The organism is Pseudomonas sp. TNT3, assembly GCF_010095445.2.
GTDB lineage: Bacteria > Pseudomonadota > Gammaproteobacteria > Pseudomonadales > Pseudomonadaceae > Aquipseudomonas.
Genome location: NZ_WFGV02000050.1, coordinates 26,225 through 42,969, shown reverse-complemented (window position 1 = coordinate 42,969; position 16,745 = coordinate 26,225). Strand labels below are relative to the sequence as shown.

Genomic DNA, 16,745 nt, shown 5'->3' with positions numbered 1-16,745 from the left:
TCGACATCGAAGACTTGCGCGCCAAGGCGATCGAGCACCGCGAACACCTCGCCGCGCTGATGATCACCTACCCGTCGACCCACGGTGTGTTCGAAGAAGGCATCCGCGAAATCTGCGGGATCATTCACGATCACGGTGGCCAGGTGTACATCGACGGCGCCAACATGAACGCGATGGTCGGCTTGTGTGCACCGGGCAAGTTCGGCGGCGACGTGTCCCACTTGAACCTGCACAAAACCTTCTGCATTCCCCACGGCGGTGGCGGCCCGGGCGTCGGCCCGATTGGCGTGAAAGCGCACCTGACACCATTCCTGCCGGGCCACGCACACATGGCGCGCAAGGAAGGCGCGGTCTGCGCGGCACCGTTCGGCAGCGCAAGCATTTTGCCGATCACCTGGATGTACATTCGCATGATGGGCGGCGCCGGCCTCAAGCGCGCTTCGCAGTTGGCGATCCTGAATGCCAACTACATTTCCCGTCGTCTCGAAGAGCACTACCCCGTGCTGTACACCGGCAGCAACGGCCTGGTGGCACACGAATGCATCCTCGACCTGCGTCCCTTGAAAGACAGCAGCGGCATCAGCGTCGATGACGTGGCCAAGCGCCTGATCGACTTCGGTTTCCACGCGCCCACCATGTCGTTCCCGGTGGCCGGCACGTTGATGATCGAACCGACCGAAAGCGAATCCAAAGAAGAACTGGACCGCTTCTGCGACGCCATGATCCGCATCCGCGAAGAGATTCGTGCGGTGGAAAACGGCACGCTTGACAAGGACGACAACCCGCTGAAAAACGCCCCGCACACTGCGGCGGAGCTGGTGGGCGAGTGGTCGCATCCGTATAGCCGTGAGCAGGCGGTATATCCGGTAGCGTCGTTGATCGAAGGCAAGTACTGGCCACCGGTCGGTCGTGTCGACAACGTGTTTGGCGATCGCAACCTGGTTTGCGCCTGCCCGTCGATCGAAAGCTACGCTTAAACAAATAAGGGGGCGGGTTTAATCGCCCCCAAATTCAAGAACACCACAAACCCCTGTAGGAGTGAGCCTGCTCGCGATAGCTATCTGTATGTGGACATTTTTGTTGAATGTCAGAGCGCTATCGCGAGCAGGCTCACTCCTACAAAGGATCTGTGGAAGGTTACAGTTTCCGCCAATTCCTATAACAAGAAACCGGAGAACAACCATGGCTTTAAGCGTGTTCGACCTGTTCAAGATTGGCATCGGCCCCTCCAGTTCCCACACCGTTGGCCCGATGCGTGCAGCCGCACGGTTCGTTGAAGGCTTGCGGCGTGATGCGCTTTTGTCTGCAACCACCTGCGTCAAGGTCGAGCTCTACGGCTCACTCGGCGCCACCGGCAAAGGACATGGCAGCGACAAAGCAGTGCTGCTCGGCCTGGAAGGCGAACACCCGGATACAGTGAACACTGAAACAGTCGCCGCCCGCTTGCTGGAAATTCGCAGCAGCGGTCGCCTGAACCTGCTCGGTGAACACACCATCGAATTCAATGAAAAGCTACACCTGGCGATGATTCGCAAGCCCCTGCCCTATCATCCCAACGGCATGATCTTTCGCGCTTTCGACACCGCTGGCCTGCAAATACGCAGCCGCGAGTATTACTCGGTCGGTGGCGGGTTCGTGGTCGATGAAGACGCTGCGGGCGCCGACCGAATCGTCGAAGACGCAACAAAACTGACCTTCCCGTTCAAAAGCGCCAAAGACTTGCTCGGTCACTGCACCACCTACGGTCTGTCGATCAGCCAGCTGATGCTGACCAACGAAAGTGCCTGGCGACCGGAAGCGGAGACGCGCGCCGGTCTGCTGAAAATCTGGCAGGTGATGCAGGATTGCGTTGCCGCCGGTTGCCGCAACGAAGGCATCTTGCCCGGCGGTTTAAAGGTCAAGCGTCGTGCCGCCGCACTTCATCGGCAATTGTGCAAAAACCCGGAATCGTCACTGCGCGACCCACTGTCGGTGCTGGACTGGGTCAACCTCTATGCGCTGGCAGTGAACGAAGAAAACGCCAATGGCGGACGAGTAGTGACGGCACCTACCAACGGTGCCGCGGGCATTGTTCCAGCGGTACTGCATTACTACATGCGTTTTATTCCCGGCGCGAATGACGACGGCGTGGTGCGCTTTCTGCTGACCGCCGCCGCTATCGGCATCCTCTATAAAGAAAACGCCTCGATCTCCGGCGCCGAAGTCGGTTGCCAGGGCGAAGTCGGCGTAGCGTGCTCCATGGCCGCCGGCGCACTGTGTGAAGTCCTGGGCGGCAGCGTGCAGCAAGTGGAAAACGCCGCCGAAATCGGCATGGAACACAACCTCGGCCTGACCTGCGACCCGATCGGCGGGCTGGTGCAAGTCCCTTGCATCGAGCGCAATGCCATGGGTTCGGTCAAGGCGATCAATGCGGTACGCATGGCATTGCGCGGGGACGGTCAGCACTTCGTCTCGCTCGACAAGGTCATCCGCACGATGCGCCAGACCGGTGCAGACATGAAAAGCAAATACAAGGAAACCGCCCGTGGCGGTTTGGCGGTCAACATTATCGAGTGCTGATGCGCTCACCTGCATCTGCACATTTTTTTCAGGAGCTGAATATGTCCACCGAACACCTGTTGAAAACCCCGTTGCATGCCCTGCACATCGAACTCGGCGCCCGCATGGTGCCGTTCGCCGGCTATGACATGCCGGTGCAATACCCGCTTGGCGTGATGAAAGAACACCAGCACACCCGTGATCAGGCCGGGTTGTTCGATGTGTCGCACATGGGCCAGATCCGTCTGACCGGCGCCAATGCTGCCAAGGCACTGGAAACACTGGTTCCGGTCGACATCATCGACCTGCCAGTGGGCATGCAGCGCTACGCCATGTTCACCAACGACACCGGCGGCATTCTGGACGACCTGATGGTTGCCAACCTGGGTGCCGATGAACTGTTCCTGGTGGTCAACGCGGCCTGCAAGGATCAGGACCTGGCTCACCTGCGCAAGCACATCGGCGACCAGTGCACCATCGAGCCGCTGTTCGAAGAACGCGCCCTGCTGGCGCTGCAAGGCCCGGCAGCGGTGACCGTACTCGCGCGCCTGGCACCTGAAGTAGCGAACATGACGTTCATGCAGTTCACTCGGGTAAAACTGCTGGGTGTTGATTGCTTCGTCAGCCGCTCCGGTTACACCGGTGAAGACGGTTTCGAAATTTCCGTACCGGCGGCCAGTGCCGAAGCCTTGGCTCGCGCACTGTTGGCCGAACCGGAAGTCGCCGCCATTGGCCTGGGCGCTCGCGATTCACTGCGCCTGGAAGCCGGCCTGTGCCTTTACGGCCATGACATGAACACCGAGACCACCCCCATCGAAGCGAGCCTGCTGTGGGCCATCTCCAAGCCTCGTCGTGCCGAGGGTGCACGTGCTGGCGGCTTCCCTGGCGCTGAACCGATATTTGCCCAACAGCAATCCGGTGTCAGCCGCAAACGCGTTGGACTATTGCCCCAGGAACGCACTCCCGTACGTGAGGGCGCGGAAATCGTCAACGAAGCAGGCGATATCATCGGCACTATCTGCAGCGGCGGTTTCGGGCCGACGTTGGGGGCGCCACTGGCGATGGGTTACGTGGACAGTGCATACGTCGCCATCGATACCCCGGTCTGGGCGATCGTTCGTGGGAAAAAGGTGCCTTTGCTTGTAAGCAAAATGCCATTTGTTCCACAACGCTACTATCGCGGTTGATTGACTGTTCCTATAAGTAACGCGATTGCGTTAACAGTGCACTAATGTGTAACGCAATCGCCATAAAAGAGTGCATGGTTTGGCCTCAGGCTTCGATTATGAACTTTACTTATAACGATCGAAAACAATTGAACAACGCTAACGAATAAGCGAGCACTAGTGCACTGACTATTGCCGCCAACCTGAGCAAAACCGGGCCTTCGCGGGGGCTTGTTTTTTCTCCCTTAGTTGGCGTAGAGTTTGTTCACTGTGTTTGCATGGGTCGCTTGGAATCGTGACCTGGGCAGTAGCCTACAAGTTAGCTACATCCCGTTCGACGTCTTCTTACTTTCCTGCAACCAGCCCCAGTACTCTTTCATTAGAAGGAGGCTGTCATTAATTTTTGCGTGATAGGAAATAAGAAATGTCCCAACGTCAGAGCGGTACCGTCAAGTGGTTTAACGACGAGAAAGGTTTTGGTTTTATCACTCCAGAAAGCGGTCCGGATCTGTTCGTGCATTTCCGCGCTATTCAGGGCAACGGCTTCAAAAGCCTGAAAGAAGGCCAGAAAGTGACTTTCGTTGCTGTGCAGGGCCAGAAAGGCATGCAGGCTGACGAAGTACAAGCAGAAGCCTAATCTTCTGTTACGAAAAAGCCCCTGATGCTGACATCAGGGGCTTTTTTGTGCGCGTAAATCCGTAAAATGGCTTCTTTTTTCCGCCGAGAGCCTGCCATGTCGAAACACCTGCTGAATCCCCAGGGCGATTTTCCCGCCGCTGGTCTGGGTCGTCGTCTGGCAGCGATGTTCTACGACTTCCTGTTGTGCACCGCCCTGCTCATTGTCACCAGCGGTATTTACAAGATGATTCAGATGGCGATCATTGGTGAAGACAGAATGCGCACGCTGACCGAAGCAGGGGCGCTGGATGGCGATCCATTACTGTCTACTGTGTTGGTGTTTGTGCTGTTTGGTTTCTTCGCCAAGTTCTGGACCTGGTCTGGTCAGACACTGGGCATGCAAGTCTGGTGCATCCGCGTGCAGAATGCCGACGGCTCATCTATCAGCTTGTGGCAGGCGCTATTGCGCTTTGTTGTATCGATTGCGTCACTGCTGTGCGTTGGCATGGGATTCGTCTGGTCACTGTTCGATAAACAGAAACGCAGCTGGCATGACATGTATTCAGGAACCCAACTCGTTCGAATTCCAAAGAAAACCAAATAACGACCCAAAAAAAAGATCGTCCGAAGGCGAGGGCCGCGTTCGGACGATCTTTTGAGCTTTCGATTTCGGTCTTAAGCGTTACCCGCCAGCTTCATCCGGGCAGCCTGGGTGAAATCCAGCATCCGCTTCAAAGGGCGAATCGCCTGCGGTATCAACGCCGGATCAACAAAGATCTCGTTAGTCCCTTCCTGCAAGCTCTTCAGCGTGCGCTCAAGCGTGTTCATGGCCATCCACGGGCAATGTGCGCAACTGCGGCACGCTGCCCCGTTACCGGCTGTTGGCGCTTCGATGAACACCTTGTCCGGACACAGCTGCTGCATCTTGTAGAAGATGCCGCGGTCGGTAGCGACAATAAACGTCTTGTTGGGCAGGCTCTGAGCCGCGGCGATGAGCTGGCTGGTGGAGCCTACGGCATCGGCCAGCTCGATCACCGACGTTGGCGACTCCGGATGCACCAGAATCGCTGCGTCCGGGTACAGCGCCTTCATGTCTTCGAGCTGCTTGGACTTGAACTCTTCGTGAACGATGCAGGCACCGTCCCACAGCAGCATGTCCGCACCGGTCTTGCGCTGGATATAGGTACCCAGATGCTTGTCCGGACCCCAGATAATCGTTTCGCCGTTATCCATCAGGCTTTCGACGATTTCCAGCGCACAGCTTGAAGTCACGACCCAGTCCGCCCGGGCTTTGACGGCGGCCGATGTATTGGCATACACCACCACCGTGCGTTCCGGGTGCTGATCGCAAAACGCTGAAAACTCGTCCACCGGGCAACCCAGGTCCAGCGAGCAGGTCGCTTCCAGGGTTGGCATCAGGACGCGCTTTTCAGGGTTGAGGATTTTCGCCGTCTCCCCCATGAATTTTACACCGGCGACGACCACAGTCTTGGCTGGATGAGCATTGCCGAAGCGGGCCATCTCCAGCGAGTCGGAGACACAGCCCCCAGTCTCTTCGGCAAGGGCCTGAATAACCGGATCACAATAGAAGTGGGCGACCAGTACCGCGTCCTGAGCCTTGAGCTCGGCGGCGATAGCGGCGCGGTAATAGGCCTCTTCCTCGGCAGTCAGCGGCTTGGGCTGCTTGGCGTCGAGGTGGGCTTGAACCAGAAGGCGTTCAGAAATCTGCGTCATGTTCGCAAGACCTGCAAGCGCTTACGCGCGAAAGTCGAGTATACACCCGGCTCCAGCCCCCTTGAGGGCACCGCCGGGAGAGTGAGTATCATCAGGCACGGACAACGTTGAAGAGGCGCAAGGCTACAGAATATCCAATGGATGCAAAAGATGATTCTGACCTGTGCCACGCGATACGGCTCACTCGGCGGCAAACACAAATCGCGGGCAAAAAAAAATCCGGAAATCCTCACTTTCGTGGGCCTTCCAGACTTTTAAAACTGCTATAAAAATGGTGGGTCGTGTGGGATTCGAACCTACGACCAATTGGTTAAAAGCCAACTGCTCTACCAACTGAGCTAACGACCCGCTGTGTGGTGGCGCGTATAATACTGATTTTTAAGGACTATTCAACACCTAATTTGAAATAAATCAAAAATAAGGTGTTGGGTCGTCGATTCCGGCCGCTGCGAAGCCTTCAGCACGCAGTCGGCAGCTGTCGCACTTACCGCACGCCCGGCCGTTATCGTCGGCCTGATAGCAGGAAACGGTCAGGCCGTAATTAACCCCAAGCTTCACCCCTGCCTGGACAATCTGTGCCTTGCTCAGGTTTTGCAAAGGCGCCTGGATGCGGAAACCATTCCCCTCGACTCCAGCCTTGGTCGCCAGATTAGCCATACGCTCGAACGCCTCGACGAACTCGGGACGGCAATCCGGGTATCCGGAATAGTCCACCGCGTTCACGCCGATAAAGATGTCACGCGCTCCCAGCACTTCGGCCCAGCCCAGCGCCAGGGATAGAAACACCGTGTTGCGCGCAGGGACGTAAGTCACCGGAATGCCTTCACCGGCAACCTCAGGCACTTCGATGCTGCTGTCAGTCAACGCTGAACCACCGATGCCGTTCAGGTTTATACCAATCACTTTATGCTCAACCGCGCCGAGGTCTCGGGAGACGCGTGCAGCAGCGTGCAATTCCGCATGGGAGCGCTGACCGTAATCGAAGCTCATGGTGTAGCAGGTGTAACCATCTGCGCGAGCCATGGCCACGACAGTCGCCGAGTCCAGGCCGCCGGACAGCAGGATAACCGCACGTTTTTCAGCAGTGTTCAGGTGATCAGTCATTTCAGCGCCCCGGCTCGTCATTCCAAAGATATTTATGCAGCTGCAGTTGCAGACGCACTGGGAGATTGTCCGCCACTACCCAATCAGCCAGGTCCCGAGCATTCAGGTCATGGTGACTGGGTGAGAACAGCACCTCGCCGGCCCGTCGATCCAGACCATACTGGATCAGTTTGGAGACAGCCCAGTCGTAGTCCTCCCGGGAACAGATGACAAACTTCACCTGATCATTGGGTGTGAGCAGCTCGATGTTCTCGTAGCGATTACGGTGCGCTTCCTTCGAACCCGGCGTCTTCAGATCAACAACTCGACTGACCCGCGAATCTACTGCCGAGATGTCGAGAGCACCACTGGTTTCCAGTGACACTTCGTAACCGGCATCACACAAGCGCTTGAGCAAAGGAATGGCGTTGGGTTGCGCCAAAGGCTCGCCGCCTGTGACACACACATAGCGCGGACGAAAGCCGGCGACTTGCTCGATGATGTCATCGAGCGGACGGACAGTGCCGCCAGTGAACGCGTAGGCGCTGTCGCAGTATTGGCAACGCAGTGGGCAACCGGTCAGGCGCACAAAAACAGTGGGCAGCCCGGCAGTTCGCGTTTCACCCTGCAACGAGTAAAAAACTTCGGTGATTCTCAATGTGTCTTGCATAGTCGCCACGGGCGTAACAGCTAAACAGGCTGTCCGCCTCCGTCAGGCACTTCAAGGAACCCCGCCATCGCGCGAATCCCAAAAAGCGGTATTACAGAAAAAGGGCGTGAATTCTAACGAAAAAACCCGCAACAAGTGCGGGTTTCTTCAAAACGGGTCCAGCAAGCTTACATGCGCTGCAAGTCGCGCTGTGCCAGCTGAGCGGCGGAAGTCCCCGGATACTGGGCAACCACCTGCTGCAGAATGCCTTTGACCTTGTCGGTATGACCCAGGCGGCGCTCTACATCAGCAAGCTTGTACAGTGAGTCAGGCACTTTTGCATGCTTGGGATACAGCTGCGAAACCTTGGCAAACGCCTGACCTGCGCCTTGCAGGTCGCCTTTGGCCAGGTTTACCTCGCCCAACCAGTACTGAGCGTTACCCGCGTACTGGCTGTTCGGGTACTTGCGCAGGAAAGCGGCGAAGGCCTGACTGGCCTTGTCGAAATCCTTGGCCTTGATCAGGTCGAAGGCTGCATCGTAATACAGTTTTTCCTTCGCCGGATCAGCCGGTTCAGTACCGGCAGCCGGTGATTGAGCGGCAGCTGCTCCGGCACCTGCGCCTGCTGCTGCGGGGGCATTCAAATCGCCACCGCTTGAAGAATTCTCAGGAGTCGCGGCTGGTGCACCGCCGGTTCCTATGCGCCGATCAAGATCCTGATATCGCTCCAGGCTTTCTTGCTTCATGCGCGCTACATCATTTTGCAGAACTTCGATGATGCCTTGTTGGCGCGAGATCTGCTCCTGCATCGATTGCAGTTGGTTGAACAGCTCGCCCTGTGCCGAGACAGGGGCCGAAACCCCTCCCCCGGCATAGGCGCCGTTCGTACCGTAACCCGCAGGCGGATAACTACTCCCGCTATTGTTATAGCCGGAGTTGTCCTCGACCACAGGAACCGCAGCCCACACCGCAAGCGGTGCGAGGCTGAGAGCCAAAACAGTTACAGCACGACGGCACGTTCGCATGACGAATTACTTACGCAGTTCGACGCGACGGTTTTGAGCCCAGGACTGCTCGTCGTTGCCGGTAGCAACTGGACGCTCTTCGCCGTAGGAAACCAGTTCCAGCTGAGCTGGGGAAACGCCTTGCAGTACCAGGTAGCGCTGAACGGCTTTCGCACGACGCTCGCCCAGTGCCATGTTGTACTCACGAGTACCACGTTCGTCGGTGTTGCCTTCCAGAACAACGCGAGCGCCGTTTGCTTTCAGGTCTTTGGCGTGAACGTCCAGAGCGCGCATGGCTTCTGGCTTCAGGTCCGAACTGTCGTATTCGAAGTAGAAAGTGGTGATAGCGCGCAGAGCAGCTTCTTCGCTCAGGGAGCCGTCAACTGCACCAGTGTTTGCGCCATAACCAGCGTTTGGATCAACAGCTGCGCCTTCACCGGCATTGTCGCCGCCTTTAGACGAGCAACCAACGGCTACGGACAAAGCCAGAGCCAGAGCAGCAAACTTACCAAACTTCAGCATTTCCATCGTGAAACTCCTAATGAACCCCAATGTGTTAAGTACAACGTGTAGCGCCGCGTCAGTTCAGGTAAGGGGACCAGGAAGGTTCTCTGACTTCGCCTTGTGCGGTAGGAAGCGGGAGCCTTACGCGTCCATTAATGGACACGAGCATCAAGACTCCCCGGCCCTGCTGGCGGGTGGCGTAGATTACCATGGTGCCGTTGGGCGCAACAGTAGGCGACTCGTCCAGAGTGCTATCAGTGAGGATCTTTACACTACCTCGCTGCAAATCCTGGGCCGCCACCTTGAAATTGGTGAAGCCTTCCTGGCGGTGAATCATCACCAGGGTCTTTTCGTCAGCCGACAGTTTAGGGTTGGCGTTGTAGTTACCAATGAAAGTCACACGCTCTGCACCGCCACCACCGGCGCTGGTTTTGTAGATCTGTGGCTTGCCGCCACGGTCGGAGGTGAAGTAGATGGTTGAACCATCTTTACCCCAGAACGGTTCGGTGTTGATGCCAGGACCGTTGGTGACACGCGTGATCTGACGCGAACCCAGGTTCATCACATAGATATCCGGGTTACCGTCTTTCGACAGGACGAATGCCAGGCGATTGCCATCCGGCGACCAGGCTGGCGCGCCATTCAGGCCTTCGAAGTTGGTAATTTGCTCGCGGCGACCGGTGTCGATGTTCTGCATGAAGATGCGCGGGCGCTTCTGCTCGAACGAAACATAGGCGATGCGCTTGCCATCCGGTGCGAAACGCGGCGACAGGATTGGCTCGCGCGATTGCAGCAGCGTTACGGCGCGGGCACCGTCGTAGTCCGAACGTTGCAGCGTGTAACGCGTGTTCTTCTCGGAGAAACGCTCAGCCGTCACGTACAGCAGGCGAGTCGAGAATGCACCTTTGATACCGGTGAGTTTTTCGAACGACTGGTCTGAGATGTAGTGAGCCATGTCACGCAGCTGATCAACGCTACCCGACACGCTACCGGTCAGCACTTGCTGCTCGGTGGCGACGTTGAACAGCGCGTACTGAACCTGCAGGCGACCGCCCGCAGGGGTAATGCTGCCGACCATGACGTATTGGGCGCCCAGCGCCTTGAAGTCGCGGTAGATGATTTCGCTGGCCTGACTTGGCTGGCTGATCATGTTCTGCTTTGGAATCGGCGAGTAGTAACCCGAGTTACGCAGGTCGTTACCGATGATTTCGGCCATATCGTCCGGCAGCACGCTGCCGCCCTGGTTGCCAAACGGCACGACTGCAATCGGGGTAGCCCGATCACTGCCGCTGGTAACCAGAATGTTTTTCTCATCTGCTGCCGCCATACCTGCCATGCAGCAGATAAAGACCAGCATTCCTCGAAGAAGGTTTCTCACAAGGCTAGATCCTCAGGTGTGAATGTCATCTTGAATGAACGATACGGAGCAAAATCACTCGGCTTCATTCCCTGCATTTCTGTCAAACGACCAATATTTTTCACTGCCGCCACTGCCGAAGCGTCAAACGGACCATCGCCGCTGGACTTGCCGACACTGACCGAAGTCACCGTACCATCCGGCAACATGCCGATTTGAAGCACGACCGTCATACCCTTGCGTGCCGAAGGTGGACGAGCCCAGCCTTCTGCTGCACGAGCACGAATCAAGTCATCGAAGCTGCCGGCGACTTCATCGCCCTGCTCATCCGCCAAGGCCTGCTGACGCTGAGGCGTGTCGGAAAGCAAATCTGCCAAGGCCTGGGCCTTTTTCTCTTCGGCGGATTTACGTGCTGCTTCCTGCGACTTTTTCTTCGCAGCATCGGCAGCAGCTTTCTTCTTCGCGTCTTCGGCGACTTTCTTCTTCGCGTCTTCAGCTTCAGATTTCTTCTTGGCGTCTTCCGCGGCTTTCTTCTTCGCGTCTTCGACGATCTTTTTCTTCGCTTCTTCAGCGGCCGCTTTCTTGGCCTCTTCTTCAGCAGCCTTCTTGGCTTCTTCTTCAGATTTCTTCTTGGCTATATCAGCCAATTGTTTCTCTTCTGCCTTTTTGGCTTCGGCGGTCTTCTTCGCTTCATCGGCTTTCTTGGCTTCATCAGCCTTTTTAGCCTCTTCCGCTTTCTTGGTCTCGTCGGCCTTCTTGGATTCTTCGGCTTTTTGAGCCGTATCTTCCTTCTTTTGTTCCGCGGCTTTGATCGCTTCCTGTTCGATCTTTTTCTGTTCCATCTGTTCGACTTCGGTCTGGCGCGCAGCGGATTTCTTCGCCTCACCCGCAATCTTCTGATTGGTCTGGGTGGTTGCCTGACTTTTCGATTTCAGCTGGTACAGGGTCGCCTGGACGATCGGCCTGGCCGGCGGCAACTCCGGGGTCATGGCGAAGCTGACAAACAACATGCCGAATACCAGCACGTGCAAGCCAATCGCCCAGACACTAGGCCAGAAGTAGCTTTCCGAGGCTGTCGGCTCTCGCTGTTGCTGCATCAGGGCGCCTCGGTAATCAAGCCAACGTTACCGACCCCGGCTTTCTGGAGACCGCCCATGGCGCCCATGACCGATCCGTAATCGACGGTCTTGTCGCCTCGAATGAAGACCTGGGTGTGCTTGCCACCTTCAGTGCCGGTCCGAATGATCTTGGTCACGGCGTCAGTCATCTGCGGCAAGGTCATGGCCTTGTCCTGCTGCTTCTGGGTATCGACTTCGCTGCCAAGGTTCCAGTAATAGGTCTTGTCAGCCTTGATCGAAATGGTCAGGACCTGGGTGTTGTTGTCCTGCGGCAAGGCTTCGCTGGAAACCTTCGGCAGATCAACTTTCACGCCCTGATTGAGCATCGGCGCGGTCACCATGAAGATGACCAGCAGTACCAGCATCACGTCGATGTAAGGCACTACGTTCATCTCGGCGACCGGCTTGCGCTTTTTGCGAGCTCGAGCGATTAAAGCCATTGGAAATTACCTGCTTATTCTTCGCTGGTGTGCACTTTGCGGTGCAGGATCGCCTGGAATTCATCGGCGAAGGTGTAGTAGCGGCTGATCAGCGTTTCGCTGCGGGCAGCAAAACGGTTGTAGGCGATAACGGCAGGGATCGCGGCGAACAGGCCGATCGCGGTAGCAATCAGTGCCTCGGCAATACCCGGTGCCACAGTGGCCAGGGTTGCCTGCTGCGCGGTGGCCAGGCCACGGAAAGAGTTCATGATGCCCCAAACCGTACCGAACAGACCGATGTACGGGCTGACGGAACCGACGGTCGCCAGGAAAGGCAGGCTTTGTTCAAGCTTTTCTTCTTCGCGGGAAATGGCAACGCGCATGGCACGGGCCACACCTTCCATGACCGCTTCAGGATCAACGCCTGGCTGCTGACGCAGACGGGAGAACTCCTTGAAACCGGCACGGAAGATCTGCTCCACACCCGAATCCGGGTCAGGATTGCTGCCGGCCTGACGGTAGAGTTTGGACAGGTCGATACCCGACCAGAAGCGCTCTTCAAAGCTCTCCAGGGCACGTCGACCCGCGCGCAGCAAGTTGCTGCGCTGAAAGATCATGATCCATGAGGTCACCGATGCGGCTACCAGGATCAGCATTACCAGTTGCACCACGATACTGGCATTGCTGACCAGGCTCCACATGGAGGAATGGTCGACGACGTTAGCTTCCACGCTTTATCTCCTGCTTTGAGTGTGTACCCGCGCCGCTCACGTCGGCAAAGGCCGCACGTAGAGCTTCGGGAATGGCCCGGGGTTTCAAACTGTCAGTGCGCACACAGGCCACCAAAAACTGCCCTTCACAGAGCAGCGCATTATCCGTTGTCCGCCTGACCTGCTGCTTGAAACGCAGGCTGACCCGGTTCAATTCGATTACTTCAGCACTTACCAGAAGCTCGTCGTCCAGTCGCGCCGGCGCGTGGTAGCGCGCTTCGCTGGAATGCACGACGAATAACAGGTCCTCCCCTGCCAGCTGGGATTGGGCAAAGCCCAGCTCCCGGAGCCGCTCGGTTCGAGCCCGTTCCATAAACTTGAGGTAATTAACGTAATACACGATGCCGCCCGCATCGGTGTCCTCGTAATAAACGCGACAACGATGTGCGAAAGGCTCAAGCCCGTTTTGCGCGCGCATACTCTAGTGCTTACTCCTCAGGTTGCCAATCCGGCCAGGCAACTGTTTTTCATTGTTCTGCGGCTTTCTCGCGAAAGCACGGTCCTAGGACAGCGCAAACCTCGAATCGATCAGCCCGCAGAAGTGATTAATCGTCTACGGCATCCAGGGATTCGTCTACTACAGGCATATCGCCCATTCGTGACGGGATGTTTAAACCAAAATGCAGGTACGCATGCCGCGTGACCACCCGCCCCCGGGGTGTCCGCATGATATAGCCTTGCTGAATCAGATACGGCTCCAGCACATCTTCAATGGTGTGGCGCTCTTCGCTGATCGCGGCTGCCAGGCTGTCCACCCCGACCGGGCCACCGTCGAATTTTTCGATCATGGTCAGCAACAGACGCCGATCCTGATGATCGAAACCACGCTCGTCGACATCCAGCAGGTTCAAGGCGAGGTCGGCGATCGGCTTGGTGATATGGCCCTTGGCACGCACTTCAGCGAAGTCCCGCACCCGACGCAACAAGCGGTTGGCGATTCGTGGAGTACCCCGGGCCCGACGGGCAATTTCAAAGGCGCCCTCCGGATCAAGCGGCAAGCCAAGAATGCTCGCTGAACGACTGACAATCGTTGCCAGGTCCGCGGTGCTGTAGAACTCAAGGCGCTGCACGATACCGAAACGATCCCGCAACGGGTTGGTCAGCATCCCGGCGCGAGTCGTCGCACCCACCAGGGTGAAGGGTGGCAGATCAAGCTTGATCGATCGCGCAGCGGGCCCCTCGCCGATCATGATGTCCAGCTGGAAATCTTCCATGGCCGGGTACAGTACTTCCTCGACGATCGGCGACAGCCGATGGATTTCGTCGATGAACAGCACGTCATGAGGTTCAAGATTGGTCAATAACGCCGCCAGATCACCCGGACGCTCCAGCACCGGACCGGAGGTGCTTTTGATCGACACCCCCATTTCCTGAGCGATGATGTTGGCCAAGGTTGTTTTACCCAGCCCCGGCGGACCAAAAATCAATGTGTGGTCCAGGGATTCGTTACGCCCACGAGCAGCCTGGATAAATAATTCCATTTGCTCGCGAACCGTCGGTTGACCGATGTACTCGGCCAGGCTGACAGGACGAATTGCCCGGTCCTGGACTTCCTCGCGATCACGAGGGCCCGGCGCGGCGGTAATCAGACGATCAGCTTCAATCACTTAGATCATTCCCTTCAGGGCACGACGAATCATGTCTTCACTGCTCAAGCCTTTCTCCTTGATCGCGGAAATCGCCTTGCTGGCTTCCTGCGGCTTGTAACCCAGGGAGATCAGCGCGCTGACTGCATCATTTTCTGCCGTCGCGACCGGCGCCGGTGCATCCGGACCACCTGGCTGATTGGGTACCAGAGCGAACATCGCCGGCACGGTTTCCCATGCTTTGAAGCGGTCCTTGAGCTCTACCAGCAAACGATCGGCGGTTTTCTTCCCGACGCCGGGCACCTTGGTCAGTGCCGAAGTGTCTTGGGATTGCACGCAACGCACCAGCTCATCGACTTCCAGACTCGACATCAATGCCAAGGCCAGTTTCGGCCCCACACCATTGAGACGGATCAACTCGCGAAAAAAGTCTCGCTCACGCTTGCCATAGAAACCATAGAGTAACTGCGCGTCTTCGCGCACGACCAAATGGGTGTGCAAGGTCAGCGGTTCACCGACCGACGGCAGGCGATAAAGCGTGGTCATAGGCACTTCCAGCTCATATCCCAGACCATTTACATCCAGAATCAGGTGCGGCGGCTGTTTCTCAGCCAGTGTGCCGCGCAAGCGTCCAATCACGTTTCAGATCCTTGAGCGTTGGCCAGAGCATTGCTGGCGACTGACAGAACAAGGGTTTCGTACCGGCAACACAGGCACAGAAACCCTCATTCCCTAAAAATGATTGCTGATGCTATCAGAGACGCAGGCGACCGCCACGACTGCGTGCGGCACCCAGGCCATGCGGCAGCAGACTGGACCGGGTATGAGCGTGACAAATCGCAATGGCCAAGGCATCAGAGGCGTCAATTTGCGGCTTGCTGGTCAATTTCAGCATATGCATGACCATCATCTGCACCTGCTCTTTATTCGCCGACCCCGTCCCTGTTACCGCCTGCTTGACCTGAGTCGCCGTGTATTCGGCGATTTCCAGGCTTTCCTCAGCGCCGGCCACAATGGCGGCGCCGCGCGCCTGGCCAAGTTTCAGCGCGGAATCGGCGTTGCGCGCCATAAAGACTTTTTCAATTCCCATTGTTACAGGGCCATAGGTCTGAATGACTTCACGAACGCCGCGATAAACGATTTGCAGACGCTCATGCAATTCCCCCGAACCGGTACGAATGCAGCCCGACGCTACGTACACACAGCCACGCCCGGTATCGCGCACCACGCCATAACCGGTGATGCGCGAACCGGGGTCGATACCAAGTATTAAAGTCATAACGCCTGCAGAAAGAGATCGCTGTAGCTTGAGAATAACCGTGTAGGACCTGCCGAAGGCTGCGATCCTTTAATAAAAAGCCAAAATCAAAAGATCGCAGGCTTCGCCAGCTCCTACAGGGGCCAAGTGAAGGCTGCGATCTTTAATAAATGCATCAACCGAGTTGAGCGGCAACCGACTCCGGGATATCCGCATTGGAGTAGACATTCTGCACGTCATCCAGGTCTTCAAGCATGTCAATCAGCTTGAGGACCTTCTCGGCGCCCTCCAGGTCCAGCTCGGCACTGGTGGTCGGCAGCATGACGATTTCCGCATCATCACCTTTGAAACCGGCCGCCTCCAACGCGTTACGCACGGAATAGAAACCGGCGAACGAGGTGAACACGTCGATGGATCCGTCTTCGTGAGTGACCACGTCATCGGCATCCGCTTCCATGGCGGCTTCGATCAGCGCGTCTTCGTCGACACCCGGCGCGAAGGAGATCTGTCCTTTGCGTTCGAACATATAAGCGACCGAACCGTCAGTTCCCAAATTGCCGCCGCACTTGCTGAAGGCATGTCGAACGGCTGCAGCAGTGCGATTACGGTTGTCGGTCATGCACTCGACCATTACCGCCACGCCGCCAGGACCGTAACCTTCGTAGGTCAACTCGACCATGTCGTCAGTGTCGGCAGCGCCCGCACCACGAGCCACTGCGCGATCAATGATGTCACGGCTCATGTTCGCACCAAGCGCCTTGTCCAACGCCAGACGCAGACGCGGATTGGAACCCGGATCACCGCCACCCTGACGGGCTGCGACGGTCAGCTCACGAATCCACTTGGTGAAAATCTTGCCCTTTTTGGCATCCTGACGTTCTTTGCGGTGCTTGATGTTCGCCCACTTGGAATGACCCGCCATAACTCGCTCCGAATTCTCT

Annotated in this window: 18 protein-coding genes, 1 tRNA gene and 1 pseudogene; 5 read left to right on the top strand and 15 right to left on the bottom strand. The window is 57.1% G+C overall.

The genetic code is table 11. From position 1 onward, the window contains the following. The 5 genes and pseudogenes from GBC55_RS23770 to GBC55_RS23750 all read left to right on the top strand — a co-directional run. A pseudogene (locus GBC55_RS23770) lies at positions 1–977 on the top strand (glycine dehydrogenase (aminomethyl-transferring)); the annotation flags it as partial. Positions 978–1,182: 205 nt separating this feature from the next. Next, entirely contained in the window at positions 1,183–2,559 is a 1,377-nt protein-coding gene (locus GBC55_RS23765; RefSeq protein ID WP_162439880.1) for an L-serine ammonia-lyase, read from the top strand. Positions 2,560–2,600: 41 nt separating this feature from the next. Then, positions 2,601–3,725: a glycine cleavage system aminomethyltransferase GcvT gene (gene gcvT, locus GBC55_RS23760; RefSeq protein ID WP_162439879.1), complete on the top strand. Its 1,125-nt coding sequence runs from the start codon at positions 2,601–2,603 to the stop codon at positions 3,723–3,725. 403 nt (positions 3,726–4,128) lie between these two features. Beyond that, positions 4,129–4,341 (top strand): cold shock domain-containing protein, encoded by a 213-nt coding sequence (locus GBC55_RS23755; RefSeq protein ID WP_003175786.1) that lies wholly within the window; start codon positions 4,129–4,131, stop codon positions 4,339–4,341. A gap of 96 nt (positions 4,342–4,437) precedes the next feature. Next, a complete protein-coding gene (locus GBC55_RS23750) occupies positions 4,438–4,926 on the top strand; it encodes an RDD family protein (RefSeq protein ID WP_162439878.1) in 489 nt (162 codons plus the stop codon). A gap of 71 nt (positions 4,927–4,997) precedes the next feature. Here the strand turns inward: GBC55_RS23750 and nadA are convergent, their stop codons facing one another. The 15 genes from nadA to GBC55_RS23675 form a co-directional block, all read right to left on the bottom strand. Then, positions 4,998–6,056, bottom strand: coding sequence for a quinolinate synthase NadA (gene nadA / locus GBC55_RS23745; RefSeq protein ID WP_162439877.1), 1,059 nt, complete (start codon positions 6,054–6,056; stop codon positions 4,998–5,000). Between the two features lie 272 nt (positions 6,057–6,328). Continuing rightward, positions 6,329–6,404: transfer RNA gene (locus tag GBC55_RS23740), tRNA-Lys, on the bottom strand. Between the two features lie 63 nt (positions 6,405–6,467). Then, complete coding sequence (queC, locus tag GBC55_RS23735; protein ID WP_162439876.1) at positions 6,468–7,160, bottom strand: 7-cyano-7-deazaguanine synthase QueC; 693 nt, start codon at positions 7,158–7,160, stop codon at positions 6,468–6,470. 1 nt (position 7,161) lies between these two features. Further along, complete coding sequence (gene queE / locus GBC55_RS23730; RefSeq protein ID WP_045058222.1) at positions 7,162–7,809, bottom strand: 7-carboxy-7-deazaguanine synthase QueE; 648 nt, start codon at positions 7,807–7,809, stop codon at positions 7,162–7,164. A 167-nt stretch (positions 7,810–7,976) separates the two neighbouring features. After that, a complete protein-coding gene (gene ybgF / locus GBC55_RS23725; RefSeq protein ID WP_162439875.1) occupies positions 7,977–8,813 on the bottom strand; it encodes a tol-pal system protein YbgF in 837 nt (278 codons plus the stop codon). Between the two features lie 6 nt (positions 8,814–8,819). Beyond that, entirely contained in the window at positions 8,820–9,320 is a 501-nt protein-coding gene (pal, locus tag GBC55_RS23720) for a peptidoglycan-associated lipoprotein Pal (RefSeq protein WP_028621922.1), read from the bottom strand. Between the two features lie 52 nt (positions 9,321–9,372). Further along, positions 9,373–10,653 carry a Tol-Pal system beta propeller repeat protein TolB gene (gene tolB, locus GBC55_RS23715; protein ID WP_178114329.1) on the bottom strand — a complete coding sequence of 427 codons (1,281 nt, stop codon included), beginning with the start codon at positions 10,651–10,653 and terminating at the stop codon, positions 9,373–9,375. A gap of 17 nt (positions 10,654–10,670) precedes the next feature. Continuing rightward, positions 10,671–11,750 (bottom strand): cell envelope integrity protein TolA, encoded by a 1,080-nt coding sequence (gene tolA, locus GBC55_RS23710; RefSeq protein ID WP_162439873.1) that lies wholly within the window; start codon positions 11,748–11,750, stop codon positions 10,671–10,673. Then, entirely contained in the window at positions 11,750–12,202 is a 453-nt protein-coding gene (gene tolR / locus GBC55_RS23705; protein WP_162439884.1) for a protein TolR, read from the bottom strand. The genes tolA and tolR overlap by 1 nt, the downstream gene beginning before the upstream one ends. A 23-nt stretch (positions 12,203–12,225) precedes the next feature. Continuing rightward, positions 12,226–12,921, bottom strand: coding sequence for a protein TolQ (gene tolQ / locus GBC55_RS23700; RefSeq protein WP_017340467.1), 696 nt, complete (start codon positions 12,919–12,921; stop codon positions 12,226–12,228). Further along, complete coding sequence (gene ybgC / locus GBC55_RS23695; RefSeq protein WP_162439872.1) at positions 12,911–13,378, bottom strand: tol-pal system-associated acyl-CoA thioesterase; 468 nt, start codon at positions 13,376–13,378, stop codon at positions 12,911–12,913. The genes tolQ and ybgC overlap by 11 nt, the downstream gene beginning before the upstream one ends. Positions 13,379–13,505: 127 nt before the next feature. After that, positions 13,506–14,567, bottom strand: coding sequence for a Holliday junction branch migration DNA helicase RuvB (ruvB, locus tag GBC55_RS23690; RefSeq protein ID WP_162439871.1), 1,062 nt, complete (start codon positions 14,565–14,567; stop codon positions 13,506–13,508). Beyond that, positions 14,568–15,185 (bottom strand): Holliday junction branch migration protein RuvA, encoded by a 618-nt coding sequence (ruvA, locus tag GBC55_RS23685; protein WP_162439870.1) that lies wholly within the window; start codon positions 15,183–15,185, stop codon positions 14,568–14,570. A 115-nt stretch (positions 15,186–15,300) separates the two neighbouring features. Next, positions 15,301–15,825, bottom strand: a complete 525-nt coding sequence (ruvC, locus tag GBC55_RS23680; protein ID WP_162439869.1) for a crossover junction endodeoxyribonuclease RuvC — start codon at positions 15,823–15,825, stop codon at positions 15,301–15,303. 154 nt (positions 15,826–15,979) lie between these two features. After that, on the bottom strand, positions 15,980–16,726 hold the full coding sequence (locus tag GBC55_RS23675; protein ID WP_162439868.1) for a YebC/PmpR family DNA-binding transcriptional regulator: 747 nt from the start codon (positions 16,724–16,726) through the stop codon (positions 15,980–15,982). Between the last annotated feature and the right edge of the window lie 19 nt (positions 16,727–16,745).

Bases quoted from the DNA above. Each gene is read 5' to 3' on its own strand.
- GBC55_RS23765 (WP_162439880.1), top strand. From the start codon at position 1,183: ATGGCTTTAAGCGTGTTCGACCTGTTCAAGATTGGCATCGGCCCCTCC.
- gcvT (WP_162439879.1), top strand. From the start codon at position 2,601: ATGTCCACCGAACACCTGTTGAAAACCCCGTTGCATGCCCTGCACATC.
- GBC55_RS23755 (WP_003175786.1), top strand. From the start codon at position 4,129: ATGTCCCAACGTCAGAGCGGTACCGTCAAGTGGTTTAACGACGAGAAA.
- GBC55_RS23750 (WP_162439878.1), top strand. From the start codon at position 4,438: ATGTCGAAACACCTGCTGAATCCCCAGGGCGATTTTCCCGCCGCTGGT.
- nadA (WP_162439877.1), bottom strand. From the start codon at position 6,056: ATGACGCAGATTTCTGAACGCCTTCTGGTTCAAGCCCACCTCGACGCC.
- queC (WP_162439876.1), bottom strand. From the start codon at position 7,160: ATGACTGATCACCTGAACACTGCTGAAAAACGTGCGGTTATCCTGCTG.
- queE (WP_045058222.1), bottom strand. From the start codon at position 7,809: ATGCAAGACACATTGAGAATCACCGAAGTTTTTTACTCGTTGCAGGGT.
- ybgF (WP_162439875.1), bottom strand. From the start codon at position 8,813: ATGCGAACGTGCCGTCGTGCTGTAACTGTTTTGGCTCTCAGCCTCGCA.
- pal (WP_028621922.1), bottom strand. From the start codon at position 9,320: ATGGAAATGCTGAAGTTTGGTAAGTTTGCTGCTCTGGCTCTGGCTTTG.
- tolB (WP_178114329.1), bottom strand. From the start codon at position 10,653: ATGCTGGTCTTTATCTGCTGCATGGCAGGTATGGCGGCAGCAGATGAG.
- tolA (WP_162439873.1), bottom strand. From the start codon at position 11,750: ATGCAGCAACAGCGAGAGCCGACAGCCTCGGAAAGCTACTTCTGGCCT.
- ybgC (WP_162439872.1), bottom strand. From the start codon at position 13,378: ATGCGCGCGCAAAACGGGCTTGAGCCTTTCGCACATCGTTGTCGCGTT.
- ruvC (WP_162439869.1), bottom strand. From the start codon at position 15,825: ATGACTTTAATACTTGGTATCGACCCCGGTTCGCGCATCACCGGTTAT.
- GBC55_RS23675 (WP_162439868.1), bottom strand. From the start codon at position 16,726: ATGGCGGGTCATTCCAAGTGGGCGAACATCAAGCACCGCAAAGAACGT.